Origin of the sequence: Serpentinicella sp. ANB-PHB4, from assembly GCF_031432315.1 — a bacterium.
In the GTDB taxonomy this organism is placed as follows: Bacteria; Bacillota; Clostridia; order Peptostreptococcales; family Natronincolaceae; genus Serpentinicella.
This window is the reverse complement of sequence record NZ_JAVKGO010000003.1, coordinates 70,056-92,588: the sequence shown is the minus strand read 5'-3', so window position 1 is coordinate 92,588 and position 22,533 is coordinate 70,056. Positions and strand designations below refer to the sequence as shown.

Sequence of the window (22,533 nt, the reverse complement as noted above, 5' to 3'; positions counted from 1 at the left end):
CAAAGGAGGTCGTTCATTGAACAAAAAGATGAATCTTCTAATGTTTAGTGGCGAATATGACAAAGCTATGGCTGGCCTCATTATTGCAAACTCGGCTCGGGAGATGGATATTGATGTAACAATGTTTTTCGCTTTTTGGGGACTGTTGCTTTTGCGAGATCCGGATAAAATGACTTTAGAAGATAAAACAACCTATGAAAAAATGTTTTCTATGATGACACCTAAATGTGCTGAAGATCTACCCTTATCTAATATGAACTTTGCAGGGCTAGGAAAAGAAATGTTACTTGATATGATGGAAGATGATGACGCACCACGTCTAAAAGATTTTCTTAATGGTGCACGAAAAAAAAATGTGCATTTCTCCTGCTGTAAGCTCTCTCTTGAAATTATGGGACTTAAGAAAGAAGAGTTAATTCCCGAAGTAGAAATTGTCGATGCCAAACATTACATTAATAATGCAATAGAGTGTAATATGCAACTTTTTATATAATTAAAGAATGTATATATTAGAAAACAAATAAAGCTGTTGTCGTTAAGACAACAGCTTTGTTATGGTTTAATTGTGAGATGCTGCAACTTCTTTTAAATACTCTACACTTACTTCATTATCCGTATCATTGTGAATCGGGTATTTTTCTTTAGCCAAATAATGTGTATGCAATAATCCATGAGCTTTATGGCTATTTGGCTTTCCAAGAAACTCTTTATATAGTTTTTGTATCACTGGATTTTCATGAGATTTTCTTACTTGTTGTAGAGCATCTTCTTCATATAATGCTTTTGCTCTCGCAACTCTAATGTCTAAATCCATCTTTTCTGTTGCTGTCACATGAGGTTGGCCTCCACCTGTAACACAACCACCACTACATCCCATCATTTCAATGAAGTGATACTCTTTTTCTCCTGATTTAACCATCTCAAGTAACTGAGCAGCCTTTGATGTTCCATGGGCTACGGCAACTTTTATGGTTTTATCCCCTACTTTTACTTCTGCTTCCTTTATTCCTTCTATTCCTCTTACTTCTGTAAACTCAACATTTTCTAAGGCTTCTTTACCTAGGACATCTGCCACTGTTCTTAAAGCTGCTTCCATTACGCCACCAGTTGCACCGAAAATGACACCGGCCCCGGAATATTCGCCTAATGCAGAGTCGAAGGATTCATCTTCTAATTTAAGGAAGTTGATTCTTGCCTGCTTAATCATTTTTGCCAGCTCACGAGTTGTTACAACCGCATCTACATCTCTCAGACCGTTTACTGTAAGCTCTGGTCTAGCTGCCTCACTTTTCTTAGATGTACAAGGCATAACAGATACAACATATATATCTTTAGGGTCAATATTTTCTTTTTCAGCGTAATAGGATTTAACCATAGCACCCATCATTTGATGTGGTGATTTACAAGTAGATAGATTTTCAATAAATTCAGGATAGTTATATTCACAGTATCTAACCCAACCAGGTGAACATGAAGTAATCATTGGTAATTTCCCATGGTTCTCTAAACGATCAATTAACTCATGTCCTTCTTCCATAATTGTTAAATCCGCAGCAAAGTTTGTATCAAAAACTTTATTAAATCCTAGCCTTTTTAATGAAGCTACCATTTTTCCTGTTACTCTTGTTCCTATTGGCAATCCAAATTCTTCACCTAGGGCGGCTCTTACTGCTGGTGCCGTTTGTACGACAACATGTACGTTTGGATCTTCGATTGCTTCCCAAACCTTATCTATATCCTCTTTTTCTCTTAAAGCTGCTACTGGACAGGATGTAATACACTGACCACAATAAATACATGGTGTATCCTTCATACTTTTATTAAAGGCCGGCGCTACTTCTGTATGGATCCCTCTATTTGTAAAGTCTAGAATTCCAATTTTTTGAACATCTTTACAGACACTTACGCATCTACCACATAAAATACATTTACTACTATCCCTAACAATTGAGTCTGACTTGCTATCTAATTTGCTTTCGGATTTTCTATTTTTAAAGGTTATTTCCTCTACACCTAATTCTTCTACCATTGTCTGCAACTCACAATTATTGTTTCTGTTACAGGTTAAACACTCTCTATTATGACTTGCTAAAGCTAATTCTAGTACTTCTTTTCTAGTTTCTCTTAATTGTTTGGTATTTGTTTTGATTGCCATACCTTCCCTTACGGGATGAACACAGGCAGTTTGCATTCCATTAGAACCTTCAATTTCCACAAGACAGACACGACAAGATGCAACTTCATTAATACTTTTTAAATAGCATAGTGTTGGTATATCTATGTTTACAGATCTAGCTGCTTCTAAAACTGTATAGTTTGCTGGTACCTCAGTCGTAATATTATCGATTGTAATCGTTACATTTTTAACATTCTCCACCGAAAAGGCACTCCCTTCACAATTTATATTTTAATGACAAAAGTGTATATAAAAATTAAAAATTTCTTATCACTTTATAGTATAATGACCTTTATTTAGATTGTCAATAATTTAACATAGTTAAATAAAACTTTAATAATTCAGAATTTTCAATAAAACTAGTAGTACTAATATAGTGGCCGGGATTTTATCTATCTATTTCGTAATAGACTTCAGTAATGTAATGATCCAACTACTCTTAATCCAAAAGACTCTATTACAATACCATTGTAATAGAGTCTTGGTTGTTATGCTTTTATTATCTTTATTCCAGTCATATGGTCATTTAGATTTTGTTTTTCTAGTTCTTCATTTTCACTTAGTACCATTTCTTGCGCAAGGGTTTCCTTCATTATATAGTCTTTAAAGGCTTCAACTGCTGTATTTACAGCATCATCACCATAGTATGATATATTTATTTGATCCGTTACTTCTAATCCACTGCTTTTTCTCATTTGTTGAACCTTAGACACAAATTCCCGAGCAAATCCTTCATTTACTAAAGTCTCCGTAAGGGAGGTGTCAAGGATCACAAATAAGTTATTCGCCATTTCTACAGTAAATCCTGATTTGGCTGCAATGTTAATCATTACATGGTCTTTTCCTAGTTCAAAAGTTTCACCATCTAATTCAACAGTGATTAATTCTCCTGCTTCTAGTTTAGGTACCACACTCGATGCATCTAACTCAGCTAAAGCTTTTCCTAAAAGCTTTATTTTACTACCTAATAAAGGTCCTGCTACTTTAAAATTAGGTTTTAAATTAAAGTCCATAAAGTCTTTTAAGTTTTTCTCAAAGCTTACTTCTTTTATATTTAGTTCTTCTTGGATTAAAGGTACTAAATCTGAAATAAGGGATTCATATTTACCATCAATTAATATTTTTTGCAGTGGTTGACGAACTTTTATTTTAGCTTGTGACCTTGCAGCTCGGCCTAAACCTACTAAATCTCTTACTAAATCCATTCTTTCTTCTACATCTTTTTTAATTAGATTTTCATTAACCACTGGATAGTCAGCTAAGTGTACTGATAGTTCTCCCGTCAGCTTTTCAAATATTTCATCAGCTAAGAATGGTGCAAATGGCGCAACTAATTTTGTTATTCCTACTAAAATTTCATAGGTCGTATTGTAAACCGCTTTCTTATCATCGGTTAATTCTGAATCCCAAAAACGTCTTCTTGCTCTTCTTATATACCAGTTTGAAAGATCTTCATTTACGAAATCCTGTATCTTTCTTACAGCCTTCGTTAGGTCATAGATTTTTAATTCCTTCTCAACCTCTGCTAATAAACTGTTGTATTTAGATATAACCCATTGATCTAATTCTGGGCGATCTTTATATTCTATAAAGAAGGTTCTTGGATCTATATTATCTGTATTTGCATATAGGGTAAAGAAAGTGTATACATTTTTAATCGTTGTAAAGAATTTACTTTGTACCTCTTTTAAACCGTCTATATCAAATCTTGTTGGTGTCCATGCTGGAGATACATATAGTAAGTACCATCTTAGGACATCTGCTCCATATTGATCGAATAATTCAAAAGGATTGACTGTATTTCCTTTAGATTTTGACATTTTCCTTCCATCTTTATCTAAAATCAAGTCATTTACTAGCACATTTTTATATGGTGCTTTACCCATTACAAATGTTGATATTGCTAAAAGAGAATAGAACCATCCTCTTGTTTGATCAATTCCTTCGCATATAAAATCAGCTGGGAATAGCTCTTCAAAGTTTTCCTTATTTTCAAATGGGTAGTGATGCTGTGCAAAAGGCATAGCTCCACTATCAAACCAGCAGTCTATAACGTCTGTTACTCTTGTCATAGAACCGTCACATTTTTCACATTTTATATGAATGTCATCTACATATGGTCTGTGTAGTTCTACACGCTCATCTATGTCTTCTATTGCTTTTTCTGCCAACTCTTTTCTAGAACCAATAGAAGCTGTGTGGCCACAATCACAACGCCAAATATTTAACGGCGTTCCCCAATACCTACTTCTTGAAATCGCCCAATCATTAAGGTTTTCGAGCCAATTTCCAAATCGTTTTTCACCTACATAATCCGGGTACCAGTTTACAGTATTATTATTCTTAATTAATTGATCCTTTAGCTTTGTCATTTCAATATACCAGCTTGGCTTTCCATAGTACAATAACGGTGTAGAACAACGCCAGCAATGTGGGTAATTATGATCAATCTTTTCTTTTTTGAATAATTTTCCTTCTCCATGAAGCCACTTGATAATATCAACATCGCAATCCATTACAAAGCGACCTTCCCAAGGAGTTGTCGTGTATTTTCCAGCTTCACATACAGGTTGAATCACTGGTAGGTCATATTTCCTTCCAACTTGGTAGTCATCTTCCCCAAAGGCTGGTGCAATATGAACGATCCCTGTACCATCACCTGTCGTAACAAAATCAGCTAAAGTAACAAAGAATGCTTTTTTATCTGGCTTTGTAAAAGGCATTAATTGTTCGTACTCTACATGTTCTAAATCTTTTCCTGTTAGTTTTTCAATAACTTCAAAAGACTCCCCTAGTACTTTATTTGCTAAATCCTCAGCTAAAATGTAAGTTTTACCGTCTAGATTCGCTTTTATATAAGTTACCTCTGGATGAACAGCTAATGCAACATTTGATGCAAGGGTCCAAGGCGTAGTTGTCCATACTAGGAAGTATTCTTCAACATCCTTTCTTTTTATTGGTACAATTACTGTATTAGATTTAATTTCTTTATAACCCTGAGATACTTCGTGAGACGCAAGACCTGTTCCACATCGAGGGCAAAATGGTAATATCTTATGACCATCATAAATCATGCCCTCTTTAAAGAATTTATCTAATATCCACCAAACTGATTCAATATAATTATTATCTAACGTGATATAAGGATTATCTAAATCAATAGAATATCCCATTCTCTCTGTCATTTCTCGCCATTGTTTTTCATAAGTAAAAACAGATTCTCGGCATCGATCATTAAAAGGTGCAATTCCGTAGTTTTCTATCTCTGCTTTACTCCCTAACTCTAATTGTTTTTCTACCTCTATCTCCACTGGTAGTCCATGGGTGTCCCAGCCGGCTTTTCTTTTTACTTGGTATCCCTTCATGGTCATATATCTACATACAGAATCCTTTAGGGTTCTAGATATAACGTGGTGAATTCCTGGTCTTCCGTTTGCAGTAGGTGGTCCTTCATAAAAAACAAAAGGCTCCGCACCATCTCGGTTGGTAATACTTTTTTCTAAAATATCATTTTGTTTCCACTTTTCACTTGTAACACTTTCCTTTTGTGCTACAGGCTCATTGGATAAGGATTTAAACCCTTCCATTACATTCATCCTTTCGTTACTTTTTATAGTCTAAATTTAGTATTAATATTAGATATATATCTTTTAACTTTAAAATCAAAAAATCCCTAAAGTAAACATGAATTTACTTTAGGGACGATATTTATCGCGGTACCACCCTGATTGCACATAATATGTGCCTCTCTTATCGCATATAACGTATGCCTACGTAAAAGCTTACTTTATAACATTTCAGCTTTTAGACTCCAAGGTGATCTTCATAAAAAACGTTACAATAATCTCTCAGCATATGATTATCTCTCTGTAGTAATCGGACTTTTTACTAATTATCCTTTTCATAGCCTCTAACCTATTTTAGATTTCCATATTAAAAAAGATTATACACTTAATATTAAAAGAATGTCAAGAATATTCTAGGAAAAATGCGTAATTCCCTTGCTATTTGTTGACGAATTTTTATATAAAAAGTATAATTATACATACGGTAAAATAATTACACAATTCTAAGCAATATTTCTAATCAATTTTCCAAACCTTTTCTTATATAAATACAATTGATGTTCACAATGATACAAATAATTTGCCCATTATGATATAATATTATTAGAATTTCTACTGACTTATATAATTATTACCAAATTATATTGTAAATATACTGAATATTGTTAATTAAGGCTCAATTCAGATATGTTTTATTACACTGAATTTATAGTCGTTTTATAAAATTACAAAAATATAAAGGAGTATGATATTAATGAGTGGAAAAAATTTAGCTTACAAAATTCTTGAAGATCATCTACTCTCTGGCACTTTAAAAACCGGTGAAGAGATTGAAATCAAAGTTGATCAAACCTTAACGCAAGACTCAACTGGAACAATGGTCTATCTTCAACTTGAAGCAATGGGTATCGATAAAATCAAAACCGACTTATCTGTTGCTTATGTAGATCATAATACATTACAGGCAGGATTTGAAAATGCAGATGATCATGAATTTATTAAAACTGCAGCCGCTAAATATGGTCTTGTTTACTCAAAACCTGGCAATGGCATTTGTCATCAGCTTCATGTTGAAAACTTTGGCAAGCCTGGAGCTACTTTGATTGGTTCCGATAGTCATACCCCAACAGCAGGCGGTATCGGTATGATTGCTATTGGTACAGGGGGATTAGATGTTGCAATAGGTATGGCTAGCGGTAGCTACTTTGTTCAAGTGCCTAAAATCCTTAACGTTAAATTAAGTGGCAAATTAAATGATTGGGTATCTGCAAAAGATGTTATTTTATATATTCTTCAAAAGCTTTCTGTAAAAGGTGGCGTAGGTAAAATTGTTGAATATTCAGGTGAAGGTGTTAAATCGCTTTCTGTTACAGATAGAGCAACTATTACAAACATGGGCGCTGAACTTGGTGCAACCACTTCTGTATTCCCAAGTGATGAATTAACTTACGAGTTCTTAAAGGCTCAGGGTAGAGAGGAAGATTACAAAGAACTAAAGGCAGATGATGATGCTACATATGACGAAGTACTTGAAATTGATCTTTCAGAAATTCCTCCATTATTAGCTCAACCCCATAGTCCTGATGCAGTTGCTTCAATTGATGATTTGACAGGTATTAAAGTTGATCAAGTTTTAATCGGAAGCTGTACGAACTCATCTTATAATGACTTAATGAAGGTTGCAGCAATTTTAAAAGGTAACAAAGTACATCCTGATGTAAGTTTAGGTATTTCTCCTGGATCAAGCAACATTCTTCAAATGCTTTCTGACAATGGGGCTTTAGGTGATATGATTCAAGCCGGGGCTAGAATTTTAGAATGTGCTTGTGGTCCATGTATAGGTATGGGGCAAGCGCCTGCTACTGATGCAGTTTCTTTAAGAACTTTCAATCGTAACTTCTATGGTCGAAGTGGTACAAAAAGTGCTAGCGTTTATTTAGTTAGCCCTGAAATTGCTGCTACTGCAGCCATTACTGGACAGGTTTCAGACCCTCGTTCTTTAGAAGGAGACGTAGATATCACTATTAAAGAACCAGATAACTACTACACAGATAAAAACTACTTCATTTTTCCTTCAGAGGATAACAATCAAACTAAGGTGAAAATGGGACCAAATATTAAACCTTTCCCAATTAATAAACCTTTAAAAGATACCGTAGAAGGTAACCTAGTTTTAAAGGCTGGGGACAATATAACAACTGATGATATCATGCCATCTAATGCAGCTTTATTACCATTTAGATCAAATATCCCTCATCTATCTAAGTTTTGCTTCAGCACGATTGATGAAAACTTCTGGAAGCGTTGTGAGGAAAACAATGGTGGTATTATTCTTGGAGGCGACAACTATGGTCAGGGATCTAGCCGTGAACATGCTGCTTTAGCACCACTATACTTAGGTATAAAAGTTGTTGTAACTAAATCATTTGCAAGAATCCATAAAGCTAACTTAATAAACAGTGGAATTGTACCTTTAGAGCTTGTTGATGAAAATGATTATGATCAACAGGATCAAATGGATGAATTAGTAATTAAAGAAGTTGTAACCGCACTAAAAGAAGGTAAAGTAATTGATATATATAACAAGACAAAAGATACAACTTTTAAAGCTAAATTTAACGGTTCTTCTAGAGATGTTGCGATCTTACTAGCAGGCGGTAAATTAAACTACACAAAAGAGAATTTGGAGGGTTAAGTATGGGAAATAAAATAACTTTAAAAAACGGCGCTTTAAATGTTCCTGACCGTCCAATTATCCCATTTATAGAAGGAGATGGCACTGGTCCAGATATTTGGGCTGCTGCTTCCAGGGTAATTGATGCTGCTGTAGACAAAGCCTATAATGGCAATCGTTCTATTGCTTGGCAAGAGGTATTTGCTGGGGAAAAAGCATTTAAAAAGACAGGGCAATGGCTACCTGAAGAAACTTTAAATGAAATTCGCGATAAAGTGATTGCGATCAAAGGACCATTAACAACGCCAATTGGAGAAGGGATCCGTTCATTAAATGTTGCATTTAGACAAGAACTTGACTTGTATGTTTGCTTAAGACCTGTTCGTTATTTTGAGGGTGTACCCTCACCTGTAAAAAAACCAGCGCTTACAGATATGGTTGTTTTTAGAGAAAATACAGAGGATATATATGCAGGTATTGAATATGCTAAAGGCTCGGATGAGGTAAAAAAAGTAGTAGAATTTCTCCAAAAAGAAATGAATGTACATCAAATTCGTTTTCCTGAAACATCTGGAATAGGTATTAAGCCTATTTCCGAAGAAGGTAGTAAGCGTCTTATCCGTGCAGCTATAGAATATGCTATAGCTGAAAAACGAGCTAGTGTTACCCTAGTTCATAAAGGTAATATTATGAAATTTACAGAGGGTGCATTTAAAAAATGGGGCTATGAGTTAGCGGAAACAGAATTTTCAGACCAAACTTTCACTTGGAATCAATATGACAAAATCAAAGCATCTGAAGGGGTTGATGCAGCAAACAAAGCTCAGGATGAAGCGATCGCTCAAGGCAAGATTATTATAAAAGATTCTATTGCTGATATCTTTTTACAACAGATCCTTACAAGACCTGATGAGTTCGATGTTGTTGCAACAATGAATTTAAATGGAGACTATGTTTCTGATGCATTAGCAGCGCAAGTTGGAGGTATTGGTATTGCACCTGGAGCAAATATTAATTACTCCACAGGTCATGCTATATTTGAAGCAACACATGGAACTGCACCTAAATATGCTGGCCTTGACAAGGTTAATCCTTCATCTGTTATCCTTTCTGGTGAAATGATGCTTAGACATTTAGGATGGACCGAAGCTGCAGATTTAATTATTAAATCAATAGAGAAAACAATTACTGATAAAACGGTTACATATGATTTTGCTAGAATGATGGAAGGTTCTGTAGAGTTAAAAACATCTGAATTTGCTGATGCATTAATAAAAAATTTATAACTGAAACTAAAATAAAGGAGGCCTAATGGCCTCCTTTTAATATTAGCTATTTGCTGCTTTTGCTGGTTTTTTATCGTTATTCATGTCTTTCCCTAAGTTTTTAACTTCTTTTCTTAAATCATTTAATGCTTTACTTAAGCTTTCCATATCTTTCTTTGTTGAGAAAGGTAATTGTTCTAATTGTTCTTCTACTAACTTTTGATAATTCTTTTTAAAAGTATTTCCTGCTTCAACAACTTGCTCCATTAGGTTTGTAAAGTCTTCGTTGTTAAACAACTTTTTATAAGAATCTTGGTTTTCTGTCCACCAATATGTATAAAATTCTTGGAAAGTTTTTGGTTGCGTACCTTCCTTCAACATTTCTTGATAATTTTTAACTATCTTATCCATACTTTCATATCCTACTTTAACAATTGTTCCACCAAATTCATTTAAGTTATTATAATACTTTACAAAAGCATTCATACTTTCCATTTGTTTATTGTAGAAATCTTTACCCATATCCAACTTCGTCATATCTACTAGTTGACCAAAGCTTGTTTTATAGTTATCATTCCATATTTTTGCATACTGTCGGAATGCGTCTTGATCCCCTAACATACTTTTACCTAATAATTCTTGTAATTGATTTGCATTTTTCGTCCATGGCTCAAAGAATTTTTCCGTTCTATTCATGAACATTTCTTGCATTTGCATTGCTTCTTGAAATAATTTTTGTGCTGGTTCTGGTAAATATGGAACAAACTTGTCAGATAATTCTTTCATGTATTCATCCACCTTTATGTAGCTTATAAAAGTTTGAGCATCATTACTCTCGTTTCCAACAAACTTATCTCTCATATCATCCCAAAATCTCTTTAAATTGCTATAAACATTTGCTCCTGACATCATATTGTTGTAAAAGTCAAAATAAGTATTATCCCCTAGCATCGTGTTATTTCCTTTATACATATCACTTACTGCTTCGTACCATTTATTGTACATATCAATAGAGGATTTCATCCCATCTGTTACTAACTTATTTCCCTCAAAGTAGCCTGAAAAATCTTTTGCAAACTTCGGAGTTGCATTTTCCTTCCAAACATCAAACATTTTCTTTTGTACATCAAACCATTTTCCTACATAATTTTCTTGTCCATTCATCATACCCATTTTCATATCCCCCTTGAAATTTAATTTAATAATTTAATTTGTTACACGTTAATAATATGTGTTTAAAATTTTTTTATGACAGTTTTTATAAACTTTTTTTATTTTTTTTGGATAAGCATAGGAGACCCTATAAAATCTTAAAGGTCTCCTTATGCTCCACTCTGATGTCAAGTATTATTTCTCTCTTTTCATGATCCATTCTGCCATTTTTGGTGCTATCTCTTTTTGTGATTTTGAACTAACATACATTCCAATATGTCCTACTGGGAAAGATACCAGCTCTTTATCTTTGCTTCCTACTAAGTCATTTAACGGTTTCGTTGCTGCTGGTGGTACAAGATGATCCTGCTCAGCGTATATTGTCAATAGCGGCATTTTTATATTTTTTAAATCTACCTTTTTACCGCCAATTTCTAAAGTGCCTTTTACCAATTTATTTTCCTGATATAAATCTTTAATAAACTGCCTAAAAGCTTCCCCTGCCTGACCAGGACTATCAAATATCCATTTTTCCATTCGCATAAAGTTTGCCATAACATCTGGATTGTCAATATTATCAATTAACCCAACATATTTATCCATCATAAGTTGGAAAGGTTTTAACATATTGAAGCCCATATTTAAGAAATCTCCTGGTAAGACACCAAAAGTATCTACCATATTGTCAACATTCATATTTTTGCTCCACTTAAACAGTAATGCTTCCTCTGACTCTGCACCTGCTTCAAAGTCTATTGGCGTAACCATAGTTATAAGGTTTTTAACTTTATCAGGATTCATTGCTGAATATATTGTAGAGAAAGTTCCTCCTTGGCATACACCTACAATATTAACTTTATCAGAACCTGTTTCTTTTCGTATATGTTCAACAGCACTATCAATATACCCATTTATGTAATCGTCTAGCGTTAAATACTTATCATGAGCCGTTGGGTATCCCCAATCTATAATATACAGGTCTAGGCCTAGCTCTAGTAAGTTCTTTATAACACTACGATCTTGTTGTATATCCATCATATACTGACGGTTTACCAATGCATAAACAATCAGTGTAGGGACTTTACATACCTTTTTCGCTAATGGCTTATAATGAAAAAGTTGCATTTTATCTTCTGAATAAACTAATTCTTTAGGCGTTACCCCACACTCAGGTTCCTCTAAGTTAAGTAGTACATCAACCCCCCGAATTAATTTTTTCTGCGTATCAAACATATCATTTAAAGTTTTCTCCATATCAATCGCTGTATTCGATATCATTCACTAGGCCTCCTTTGCCGTCGTTTTCTTAGTAGTTGTTGTTTTTTTAGGCTTTTCACTTTCTGCCTTCAAAGTACTAACTTCCTTTGATAGATTTCTAACTTCTCTACGCAAGTCATTTACAGTTTTATACAAGCTATCCATGTCTGTTTTTGTAGGGAAGGGTAAAAACTCTAACTGTTTTTCTAAAAGTCTATCAAAATTTTTTTTAAAGTTTACGCCAGCATCGGATAATTGACCTACTAACTTGGAAAAATCCTCTGTCTTAAATAAATTCTGGTATGCAGCTTCATTTTGCGTCCACCAGTATGTGTAAAACTCTTTAAAGGTTTTTGGTTGTGTTCCATCGGCTAATTTTTCTTGATAATCTTTTACTATGTTTTCTAAGGTTTCCTGATTCACCTTTATCATTGTAGCAGAAAACTCATTTATGTTATTTAGAAACTTAATTAATGCATTTAAGCTATCCATTTGTTTTTGCATATACTCTCTTGAGATTCCCATTTGAGGTACGTTCAACAGTTTTCCAAAGGTATTTCCAAAATTATCATTCCATAATCTTGTGAACTCCACATAAGCATCTTTATCACCAGTTAATGCCTTTGCTAACAAGTCCTGCTGGTCTTGTGCACTATCAATCCATGGTTGTAAAAGCTTTTTATTTGTTTCTGTCTGCATTGCATAAATATCAATTGGTTCTTTAAAAAATACTTGAACCGGTTCTGGTAAACATGGAATAAAATTATTAGAGCAAATTTTTAAATATTCTTCTTTCCATTCGCTGTAGAATTTCACAACATCACTTTCTTTTGTTGTTATTTTGGTTCTTAAATCTTCCCAAAATGTATTTAAATTCTGATAAACGTTTACACCATTTACCATCTTATTTATTAGTTCTTGATATGTACTATCTCCAAAAGACTTTATGTTTTTACTATAAGTATCATTTGCTACTTCAACCCACTTTTTAAAAACTTCTACAGTAGGTTTCATGCTTTCCCCTATTACATTTTGCATTACGACAACTTTATCATCTTCTGTGTTATTTTTTGGCATAATCCCCTCTTGCCAAAAATCAAACATCTTCTTTTGTGCATCAATAACTTGCCCCCAAAAATTTTCTTGAATCTTCTCACTTGTCATGAATGACATCCCCCTTTAGTCTTCTTAATCATTTTCTAAGATTTTGAATATTATAAAGATATAAAATTTTAAGAATATTTAACTTATGTTTTGGAGCATAATGCTAAATGAAATGAGTCTAGCCCATATACTTACCACCTATGCTACAAAATTAAAAGCTACTATTCCCCCCTTTATATAATATTGAAGTATGTCCATACAGACTTATTGCATATATCCTTTATGGACATCTTCTTATATATTTTTATACCCTATAAGCACCCCTATAAACAGCTATTCCTACAGACTTTCATCAATATTTATAATTATCTATAATATCAGTTATCTATCTTGTTTACGTTAATTTGTATGCTTTTATGCATACTGTTCTATAGCTGCCTTAAATTCCTCTACTGCTTTTTCAAGATCATCATTTAGAATAATATGGTCAAAAAGATGTATCTTGGCCTCTTCAAACTCTACTCTTTTAAGACGATTTTCAATTTCCTCTGAGTTCTCTCCTCTTTGGATTAGCCTAGCCTTTAATGTTTCTGAATTAGGTACTTTTATAAACAGTAGCACCGCGTCTTCTTTAAATATCGACTTGACCTTTGTAGCACCTTTGACATCTAGATCCGATATTATATGGTATCCATTATCAATGGCATACTTATATGTAGCAAGATGTGTACCATAGTAATCTAATCCATGAACTTTTTCATATTCTAAAAATTCATTTTTGTCTATCATTCCTTCAAAAGTCTCTTTGCCTACAAAAATATATGGGTTACCGCTACTTTCACCTTGACGCATTTTTCTAGTAGTGAATGAAGGAATAAAAGTAATTCCTAAATTCATGTCAAGTATTCTTTTAATTAATGTATTTTTACCTGATCCTGCAGAACCAGCCACTACAAAAATCTTTCCTTTTCCTTTGCTTTTTTTGGATTCATTAAAATTCACAATTGTGCTCATACTTATCGCTCCTTATTTTTGACTGTTAGCTATTTCTTCTATTATAAGCATTCCCACACATATTGTAAATAAATTATCCGTTTCCTTTGTAGACTTGTAAAACAACTTTTATTATTAAATGATACTTTATGAGTATATATAAAAATCATTAAAAATTCAATGGGTTTGACTGTATTTTCGTTCATCAAATTCCACTATAAAACAACAATTTTTACAATATATTTCGACAGCATTTTTACTTTTATATATAGGACATTGTCATCAATGAGAATACTAACTTTTTTTAATTTAGAGGATATATTTTGCTACTCCTGTACCGACTCTAGTTCTATAACGACTTCAAATGCATCGCTTTTAAATACACTTCTTATCATTCCTAGTTCTGAAGCATAATAAACAATATTTTCACTTTCTTCATCTCTGCTAATTTCCCGTACTCTTATCGTATTAAATGTCCCGTATGGCACTGTAATTTCTTTATCAATTGCCTCTATCTCATAGGTCATTCGCTCATCTTGCCACTGATTACCAACCTCTAAGGGCTCTCTTAGTATTATTCTCTCTTCACCAATCTCTACAAGATCTGTTGTTAAATCTCTGTCATCATAAACCTCTTCTTCCGAAACTATTAAAGCAATCTCATTTTCTCTTAACTGGTATATCTTTGCTACTGTTGTGGCCGCAGTTTCCTCCATCTGTTGTATTAAATTATCCGTTCTATGGGCTACCCACATAATCCGATCAGCATGAGCATACCCTTCTTCTCCTGAAAAATTAAGTCTTACTCCTTGCTCTGTTAAAAAATAGGGTTCAAGTACGCTACTTTGTTCAATGGACGCTCCTTCTTCTATGGCTTGCTCCTCAGTATCTTCCATTCTTTCTTGGTCACCATCATCTTCATTATTAATTTCATCAATTATGTCATCTTGGGGCATTTCTTCGATTCCCGTCCTAGTAAAAGCCAAAATAGCACCCAGTATTAAAAATATTGCAGCTATCATAATTATTGCTGTTCTTTTCATTGTTATGTACCTCCTTTTTTATATGAGGAAATTGCATAATAGGATTTAGCGGAGTAAATATAAAAAGTACTTCTTTTTCTGTTTCAAATTAGTTAACTTCTTTTCTGTTGTAAATTAAATGATATAATTCAGCAAATGAGATGCCATATCCATCCACATTTTAAACACAGCAAAAGTGACTTTGTTGTTATTTTATATATTTACGTTACAAAAATTTATATATTGGAATTATGCAATATCCTTTAAGTAATATTAATATCGTACCCACTTATAGACAACTAAATCAGAACGTTCTAGTAGCTAGAACTGGTTTTTCTTTTTATTTTTAAAGCATATAAAATAAATCCTACTAAAGGAATCACAAAAAAGTTCATAAAACTAATATAAGCATAATAATTCAAAAATATAAATAAAACGTTTATATCCATGGATATAATAAAAGAAAAACCAAAAACAATAAGGGTTACAATATAAATTAGGTACTTATCTTTCATCCCCAATGCATTCCAAAGCTTTAGTAAGGCATAAAAAGTGATAACATACTTTAGATACCACCCACCCACCATTTGTAGCATTACGAATAACTCTCCAAATTCTACAAACCTAGCATAGCTGACAAGTTGTGTTTGTAAAAGCTTAGGGTATGCCATTTCATAGGTCCTACTAACATCGAAGGTGGACAAAGTACCGGTAGCCGATACTATTTGCATTTGAATGACAAAAAGTAAACCGATTAAAGTGTCTCTTAATAGTTTACCTTTATCTTTTATTTCAGTTAAGTATGGAAAAACAATGACTATGGATCCGTATAACCCTAGAATTTTTAAAATTGCTAATAGAAACCCCAAAGTAACGCCATCTTCAAATACTGGAAATAATAGATTGTAATCCTTGTATCCTGTGGTTAAAATACCTAAGTTTATACCTGCTATGGTTATTAACGTAATCCCAATTAGGGTCACACTTACAATTGCTACTATATCTTTTTTTATTGTATATATTGCAGGGAAAATAAAAAATATAAGAAAAAACCATGGTGGTGTTTCTACTAGCATATTCATATGCATTGCATTTGACTGTACGCTGGCACTTTCTATTAGGGTCAGTAATAGTGTTATTATAAATAACCCTATAAAAAACTTCCCTAATTTCTCTCCGTAAGCTTCTTTATAAACTTGCGCAAAATTAAACTCCTTACCCTTCTGAAATACTTTTATTGCGAAAAAAGTAAAAGCAAAAATTAGGAATGAAGCAATGATCATAGCAACCCAAGTGTCTCGTCTTCCATTACTGATATAAATATCTGGATAAGTTTTTAATGATACGATTGTTGTTGCGGCAATTAAAAATGCAAAGTGTTTTGTATTAAACCGGTCCATAGCGTTACCCCTTTTCAATTTGATAATTATTTGCATTATTAACCAACTAAATGCATATTATTCCCTCCTCTGTTGCACAATAAGCTTGGTGATAAAAAATGAGCAAAAAATCTATTTTTGAGAAAAAATATACGAATAATTTAAATACAATTAAAGAGCAGTTAAAAAATACTTTTGATATTAATTATCGGGAGATTGACACTAAGAATGGTCGTATTTGCGCTATTTTTATTGATAATATGGTTGATAATCACTTTATAAGCGAAAATATTATCAAACCCCTTATGACTGTGAATCCCCTTCCCATTACAATAGAACAAATTAATACAGAAGTTTTATCTGTTAATACAGTCAATATGGTTCCCAATATAGACGAAGCTTTATTGAACATATTATCAGGAAATGTTCTATTACTTTTCAGTTTTTGTGAGGGAATTTGCTATTGTGAAGCTAGGGGAATAGAACAACGTGCTGTTGAACAACCAGTATCTGATGTATCTATACAAGGGCCAAAGGAAAGTTTTACAGAAGATTTAAATGTAAATTTATCTTTAGTGAGAAGAAGAATTAAGAACCCGAGCCTTAAAGTTGAAGAATTTCGTCTCGGCAACTTTTCAAAGTCCGACGTGGCTTTAATGTACATTGAAGACCACGCCCCGGAAGAGCTTGTCTCTTATATTAGGTCGAAAATTGAATCAATGGACGAAAAAGAATTTATAATAGGCTTAAACAATATTGAAGAAACACTACGGTCTCGTAATACTTTTGTTAATACAATCGGACATACAGAAAGACCGGATACCATTGCTTCTAATTTAACAGAGGGTAGAGTATGCATTTCTGTTAATGGGTCTCCTTTTTTTCTAATCGCACCTTACTTTTTTATTGACCACTTTACTACAGCGGATGATTATTATAACAATAAATTAATTGGAAGTTTTGATAGAATCCTAAGATGGTTAGCATTTGCCATAGCCCTTTTGCTACCTGGTTTATATTTAGCCCTAACCACCTATCATTTTAAATTGGTACCTACTATGTTATTGTTTCGAGTAGCAGTTTTAAGGGCCGGTGTACCATATAATACAATTGTAGAAATTTTTGTTATGTATTTCTTTTTCCTTATTTTACGGGAATCAGGAATTCGATTACCCTCGCCTATAGGACAAGCAATTAGTATTTTTGGCGCCCTGATTTTAGGAGATGCTGCCATTGGCGCGGGACTTACTTCCGAAATTACAGTTTTAGTCGTGGCGTTATCTTCTATTTGTACTTTTTTAGTTCCTAGCCTCTTTAACGCTCTAGTTGCTTGGACTGCTATCATCTTAGTGTTTACAGGTTTCATCGGACTTCCAGGGTACTATATCGCTTTTACGCTTTTTGTAACCCATATTGCGGGATTAACTAGTTGTGGATACCCTTTCTTATTCCCTTTAGGAACTTTGCGAAGCTTTAAATTTAGAGATATATTCTATCGTCAAAATCTAAAGGATATATCCAACACAATTTTACAGGGAGATGATCAGTGATGCTAAAAACTAAGATGTTTATAATATTTTTACTCATCTCCTGTACTTTAACAGCCTGTTTTAGCTACAATGATACTAATACAACAATTTTTGTTACATCTTTAGTTGTTGACGTTAATGAAGATCAAGAGATTGTCGTTTATGCTGAAGCTTATCATTCCTATAGAAGTAATTTAGAGAATGCGGAAGAAGGACAGCGACTGATCTATAGTGACAGGGGAGACTCACTTTTCACAACCCTACGTAGACTGAACGAGGCATCTAGATATAACATTGACTATACCCAGTGCAAAGTATATGTTTTAACTGAAAGAGCAGCACAACATGGATTAGGTGATATTTTAGATTTAATTAAAAGAAATCAAGAAACGCTGATACGGTCCTTCATTACGGTTTTTATGGGCACCCCGGAGGAGTTTTTTGCAACAGATATAAGACAAGACGAATTTATCGGTATTTATTTAAACGAATTATTCCAAGATCGTCGCTTATCTTCTATGCTTCCTAATTATCGTTTAAATGATTTTCTAAATGATAGAACTGCGGGCAAAAGTATAAGTAAAATAAATGCCCTTCGCGTAGTGAATACAAGCTTTGAAGACTTTATACGAGTGGATGGGGTTGCTATATTAGAAAATGATATTATGGTTGAATTCATGCCTTCAGATGAGGTGATGATTTGTAATTATTTAATTGATCGAATTCAATCCGGATCTATAGAAATAGAACATCCTGAAAAAGAAGATAAAATTCTAACTTTAGTTATTCGTAGGAGTGAAACAGAAACAGATTTATATTATGAGAATGGGGTTATCCATTTAACGAAAACAATCGATAACGAAGTGTTCATTGCAGACGCGCAACAAGGTATGGAATGGAACAGTGAAGTAATCGCGCAAATTGAAAATAGCGCTGCTGAGAAAATTAAATCAGAAACTGAAACCCTATTTGCAAGATATAAAGAGAAAGGATTAGATCTTTTTGATATTCAACATCTTGTAGAACAAAAATACCCTGGATCTGATGTTGAAAATGCAATTAAAATTACCCAGCTCACTTCTGAAGTAAGCGTAAACGTTCGGGGTGGTGGTTATGTTAGAGGCTCTAGATAATACGTAGTCTCTTAGGATATTACCTAAGAGGCTATGTTTTTTCATTTTATAAGTTAAATAATATGGATTTTTTTGGGTATCAAAGTTGTTTTCATCCCATATGTATATACCAATGATCGATCTCAATACATAGCAAAGGAGTGTGAGCAATGTTAGATCCCATTCAACTAAAAGCAATCCCCCTTCCTAACGGTGAACTTATAGGGTATCGGGAGGCGGGTAACGGACAGGAAACCCTACTTCTTATTCATGGTAACAACGCCTCTTCTAAACATTGGGATATTCTGATGGAATCTCTTTTGAATGATTATACAGTTATCGCTGTGGATCTTAGAGGTTTTGGTATTTCAACCTATGATGCGCCTATTAGGGCTATAAAAGACTTTGCTGATGATTTATATGCTTTTGTATCTACCCTTAACTTAAAAGACTTTACTATTGCAGGGTGGTCTATGGGTGGTGCAGTAGCTATGAGCTTTCTTGTAAATTACCCCGATTATGCAAAAAAACTGATTCTTATTGAATCTATTGGAATTAAAGGCTATCCTGTACATAAAAAGGATGAGAAGGACAAGGGAATTAACGAAGAATATTTAGTAACTGAAGAAGATCTTGTTGATGATTCAGTCATAAAATCGATAATTGATGCAAATAAGCATAAAGATAGAACTAAATTAAAAGATATTTGGTGTAGGTTAGTATATAATTTTAGTCAACCTAATAAAGAACAATTTGAGAGATACTTGGATGATATGCTCACACAAAGAAATCTCGACGATGTTTACGATGCTTTACACCGTTTTAATATATCAAAGGAACCTAATGGTGTCGTTAAGGGCACAGGGGAAGTGGATCACATTAATATCCCTACACTAGTTATTCATGGTGAAGAGGATCTAGTCATACCTATAGAAGCAGCTTTAGAACTTAAGGATGCTTTAGGGCATCTAGCTAATTTAGTTGTCTTTAAAAATTGTGGTCATTCTCCGCTTGTAGATGCTTTGGAAGAATTGGTTTTTAATATTAAATCTTTTATAAATAACACAAGCACAGATTAATATCTGTGCTTGTTTGGTTAATCTAAACTAAAAACTACGGTTAATAGCATTTTAAAATTTTCTTTTGCTAATAATGCATGGGGTACCCCTGCTGGCATAACAATTGTTTCTCCTTTTTTCAGTTCAAACGTCTCTTCTCCAATTGTGATCTCTGCCGTACCATCCAGAATGACTACCATTGCATCTCCTGAGGCAGTATGGGAGCTGATTTCTTCTCCTTTATCAAAAGCAAATAAAGTTAAGCTAAGTGGTTTTCCTTGGGCTAATGTCCTACTCACAACTCTACCTTCTTGATAGTCTACTAATGACTCTAATTCATAAGGTTTTGATAAGTCAATATTTTTAATTAATTTTTTCATTTAATTTCCTCCTAAATATTTTAATTAAAATCAATTTTTCCTTTTCTTAATAATTTTATTTTACTAACTTTACCTATTTATTTCCGTGACTTAGGTCACACACAAGCTAAATATTAAAAAATATTTTTGAAAATAAAAAAACAGAGCATACTTATAAAAGTACTTCTCTGTTTTTGTCTTGAAAATATTTTCTATTACTATTATTTTTATGCCTCATCTGCATCACATAAGGCTTTTCGTACAAGTATTGGGCCGATCAATTCAAAAACTACTACAGCCGCAAGGATTACGGGCATAATTGTATCTGGTTCAAAAATTGATTTTTGTTCCGCTATAATCCCTAGACCAATGGCTACACCGGCCTGAGGCGTTAAGGCTCTGCCTAGATTTCGTTTCCAACTTAATGGAAAAAGTGTAAGTGTTGTTCCTACTCGACTACCCACAAGCTTTGCTATAAACCGCGCACTAATATATACAATACCTATTTGACCAACCACAGGCAGAACTGACAAATCCAATTTAGCTCCTGCTAAGGTCAGAAAAACTAGTAATATAGGATCTTCCACATTCAAAAGTGAACGTCTTATACGTTGTGGTTTTTTGGAGATATTCGTATAAAATGCACCTGCTGTAATTGCAGCTAACAATGCCGGTGTATCCCAGTGATTTGATAATCCTACTGTTATCAAAATCGCACCTAATACTGATACTAAAATCCGAGCATCGCTTTTAGCTTTGTGGGACGTAAGCACTAAAAAGACGCCGGAAGCTATACCTAGTAATATAGATACACCAAGATCTTTTGAAGCCATTATTATAGCCGATGTATTGCCTGCATCCCCCATAGTAATTCCAGCTTGCATAAAACTTATTACTATGCCAAAAACCGTAATGGCAAATAAATTATCTAGTGCTACCACAGACAATAGAACCTTTGAAAAATCTCCTTTAGTTGGTGTTTCTCTTATACAGGCTATTATAGCACCTGGCGCAGTGGCTATACTAATCACACCAAATACAAGTGCATACCTAAAGGGTAAGCCAAACAGATATAAAGCCCCAAACACTGCAGCAAAAGTAAATAAAGCTTCTATTATAAATACCTTCGCTGCATCTTTGGCAAGTTTCCGCATAGTACCCCAATGAAGCTCTGCACCAATTGACAAAGCAATAAGCCCTAGTGCCAATTCATTGATTGGGGATAATTCATACATTACCTCTGTACTGACTAAACCCATTACAGATGGTCCTACAAGTATCCCAGCTAATAAATTACCTGTTACAGAAGGAAGTTTTATTGCTCGGGCTAATTTTCCACCAGCAGCACCGGCTAAAAAAATAATTCCAACTGCTAAAGAAATATTCATTATAATGATTCATCTCCCTCTGTTTTTACCAATCCTTTGCAGAAATCAATTGGTAGTGTCATTACAATACCAGTTTCCGGTTTATTTAAATCTCCAACGATTTTTTCTATAGCATCTACTGCCTTTTTTAAGTACTCCTCTGTGGGTACTGTAAGAAAAATTGTTTTGTTATGTCCAGGATCTTTCCCAAACTCAGCAAAACGGGAGAAAAATGGTATGTGATCCGCTATCATATGGGCCATACCTGTACTTTCAATAACTGTTGCTCCTTTTATATTATCTTTATAAAATTCATCTAGAATATCTACCACTAGATCTGGATTATTAATAATTGCAATTAATAATTTCAATTAAACATGCCTCCTTAAATTTTTCTGAAAATTTTAAAACTATTATATGAAAATCATATCACTTGTAATTAGAAATATCAAATAGCTATGAGTTAAATACATTATTTAAATTTATTGCTATGTCTGTTCGTTAAAAAACTTATACCATT

Annotated in this window: 17 protein-coding genes and 1 other annotated feature; of the genes, 6 read left to right on the top strand and 11 right to left on the bottom strand. The window is 33.6% G+C overall.

Annotation, left to right across the window (positions count from 1 at the left end; translation table 11 throughout):
• Positions 1-16 precede the first annotated feature (16 nt).
• Positions 17-493, top strand: coding sequence for a DsrE/DsrF/DrsH-like family protein (locus RH915_RS04040; RefSeq protein ID WP_310478054.1), 477 nt, complete (start codon positions 17-19; stop codon positions 491-493).
• A 66-nt stretch (positions 494-559) separates the two neighbouring features.
• Here the strand turns inward: RH915_RS04040 and RH915_RS04035 are convergent, their stop codons facing one another.
• Both RH915_RS04035 and ileS read right to left on the bottom strand, forming a co-directional pair.
• Complete coding sequence (locus RH915_RS04035; protein WP_310478053.1) at positions 560-2,377, bottom strand: NADH-dependent [FeFe] hydrogenase, group A6; 1,818 nt, start codon at positions 2,375-2,377, stop codon at positions 560-562.
• A gap of 287 nt (positions 2,378-2,664) precedes the next feature.
• Positions 2,665-5,763 carry an isoleucine--tRNA ligase gene (gene ileS, locus RH915_RS04030; RefSeq protein WP_310478052.1) on the bottom strand — a complete coding sequence of 1,033 codons (3,099 nt, stop codon included), beginning with the start codon at positions 5,761-5,763 and terminating at the stop codon, positions 2,665-2,667.
• A 107-nt stretch (positions 5,764-5,870) separates the two neighbouring features.
• Positions 5,871-6,090 (bottom strand) — a binding site (T-box leader).
• Between the two features lie 406 nt (positions 6,091-6,496).
• On the opposite strand from ileS, the gene RH915_RS04025 reads away from it, so the two are divergent.
• Positions 6,497-8,437 (top strand): aconitate hydratase, encoded by a 1,941-nt coding sequence (locus tag RH915_RS04025; protein ID WP_310478051.1) that lies wholly within the window; start codon positions 6,497-6,499, stop codon positions 8,435-8,437.
• Positions 8,438-8,439: 2 nt separating this feature from the next.
• The gene (gene icd / locus RH915_RS04020) at positions 8,440-9,702 is read left to right on the top strand and encodes an NADP-dependent isocitrate dehydrogenase (RefSeq protein WP_310478050.1); all 1,263 of its coding nucleotides are present in this window, start codon (positions 8,440-8,442) and stop codon (positions 9,700-9,702) included.
• 42 nt (positions 9,703-9,744) lie between these two features.
• Here the strand turns inward: icd and RH915_RS04015 are convergent, their stop codons facing one another.
• From RH915_RS04015 to RH915_RS03990, 6 genes are all read right to left on the bottom strand, one after another.
• Entirely contained in the window at positions 9,745-10,854 is a 1,110-nt protein-coding gene (locus RH915_RS04015) for a poly(R)-hydroxyalkanoic acid synthase subunit PhaE (RefSeq protein ID WP_310478049.1), read from the bottom strand.
• Positions 10,855-11,028: 174 nt separating this feature from the next.
• Positions 11,029-12,111, bottom strand: a complete 1,083-nt coding sequence (phaC, locus tag RH915_RS04010; RefSeq protein WP_310478048.1) for a class III poly(R)-hydroxyalkanoic acid synthase subunit PhaC — start codon at positions 12,109-12,111, stop codon at positions 11,029-11,031.
• A 3-nt stretch (positions 12,112-12,114) separates the two neighbouring features.
• Entirely contained in the window at positions 12,115-13,254 is a 1,140-nt protein-coding gene (locus tag RH915_RS04005) for a poly(R)-hydroxyalkanoic acid synthase subunit PhaE (protein WP_310478047.1), read from the bottom strand.
• Positions 13,255-13,608: 354 nt separating this feature from the next.
• Positions 13,609-14,208: a guanylate kinase gene (gene gmk / locus RH915_RS04000; protein ID WP_310478045.1), complete on the bottom strand. Its 600-nt coding sequence runs from the start codon at positions 14,206-14,208 to the stop codon at positions 13,609-13,611.
• Positions 14,209-14,513: 305 nt separating this feature from the next.
• On the bottom strand, positions 14,514-15,230 hold the full coding sequence (locus tag RH915_RS03995) for a hypothetical protein (RefSeq protein ID WP_310478044.1): 717 nt from the start codon (positions 15,228-15,230) through the stop codon (positions 14,514-14,516).
• A 293-nt stretch (positions 15,231-15,523) separates the two neighbouring features.
• The gene (locus tag RH915_RS03990; protein WP_310478043.1) at positions 15,524-16,609 is read right to left on the bottom strand and encodes a GerAB/ArcD/ProY family transporter; all 1,086 of its coding nucleotides are present in this window, start codon (positions 16,607-16,609) and stop codon (positions 15,524-15,526) included.
• Between the two features lie 98 nt (positions 16,610-16,707).
• Between RH915_RS03990 and RH915_RS03985 the strand changes: the two genes are divergently transcribed.
• The 3 genes from RH915_RS03985 (at position 16,708) to phaZ (ending at position 20,308) form a co-directional block, all read left to right on the top strand.
• Positions 16,708-18,138, top strand: coding sequence for a spore germination protein (locus tag RH915_RS03985; RefSeq protein ID WP_310478042.1), 1,431 nt, complete (start codon positions 16,708-16,710; stop codon positions 18,136-18,138).
• Positions 18,138-19,250: a Ger(x)C family spore germination protein gene (locus RH915_RS03980; RefSeq protein ID WP_310478040.1), complete on the top strand. Its 1,113-nt coding sequence runs from the start codon at positions 18,138-18,140 to the stop codon at positions 19,248-19,250. Before RH915_RS03985 ends, RH915_RS03980 begins: the two co-directional genes overlap by 1 nt.
• A gap of 149 nt (positions 19,251-19,399) precedes the next feature.
• Positions 19,400-20,308: an intracellular short-chain-length polyhydroxyalkanoate depolymerase gene (gene phaZ, locus RH915_RS03975; protein ID WP_310478039.1), complete on the top strand. Its 909-nt coding sequence runs from the start codon at positions 19,400-19,402 to the stop codon at positions 20,306-20,308.
• A gap of 17 nt (positions 20,309-20,325) precedes the next feature.
• On the opposite strand, the gene RH915_RS03970 is transcribed toward phaZ, so the two are convergent.
• From RH915_RS03970 to RH915_RS03960, 3 genes are all read right to left on the bottom strand, one after another.
• Entirely contained in the window at positions 20,326-20,667 is a 342-nt protein-coding gene (locus tag RH915_RS03970) for a cupin domain-containing protein (protein WP_310478038.1), read from the bottom strand.
• A gap of 206 nt (positions 20,668-20,873) precedes the next feature.
• The gene (locus RH915_RS03965; protein ID WP_310478037.1) at positions 20,874-22,034 is read right to left on the bottom strand and encodes a cation:proton antiporter; all 1,161 of its coding nucleotides are present in this window, start codon (positions 22,032-22,034) and stop codon (positions 20,874-20,876) included.
• A complete protein-coding gene (locus tag RH915_RS03960) occupies positions 22,034-22,384 on the bottom strand; it encodes a hypothetical protein (RefSeq protein ID WP_310478036.1) in 351 nt (116 codons plus the stop codon). Before RH915_RS03960 ends, RH915_RS03965 begins: the two co-directional genes overlap by 1 nt.
• Positions 22,385-22,533 lie beyond the last annotated feature (149 nt).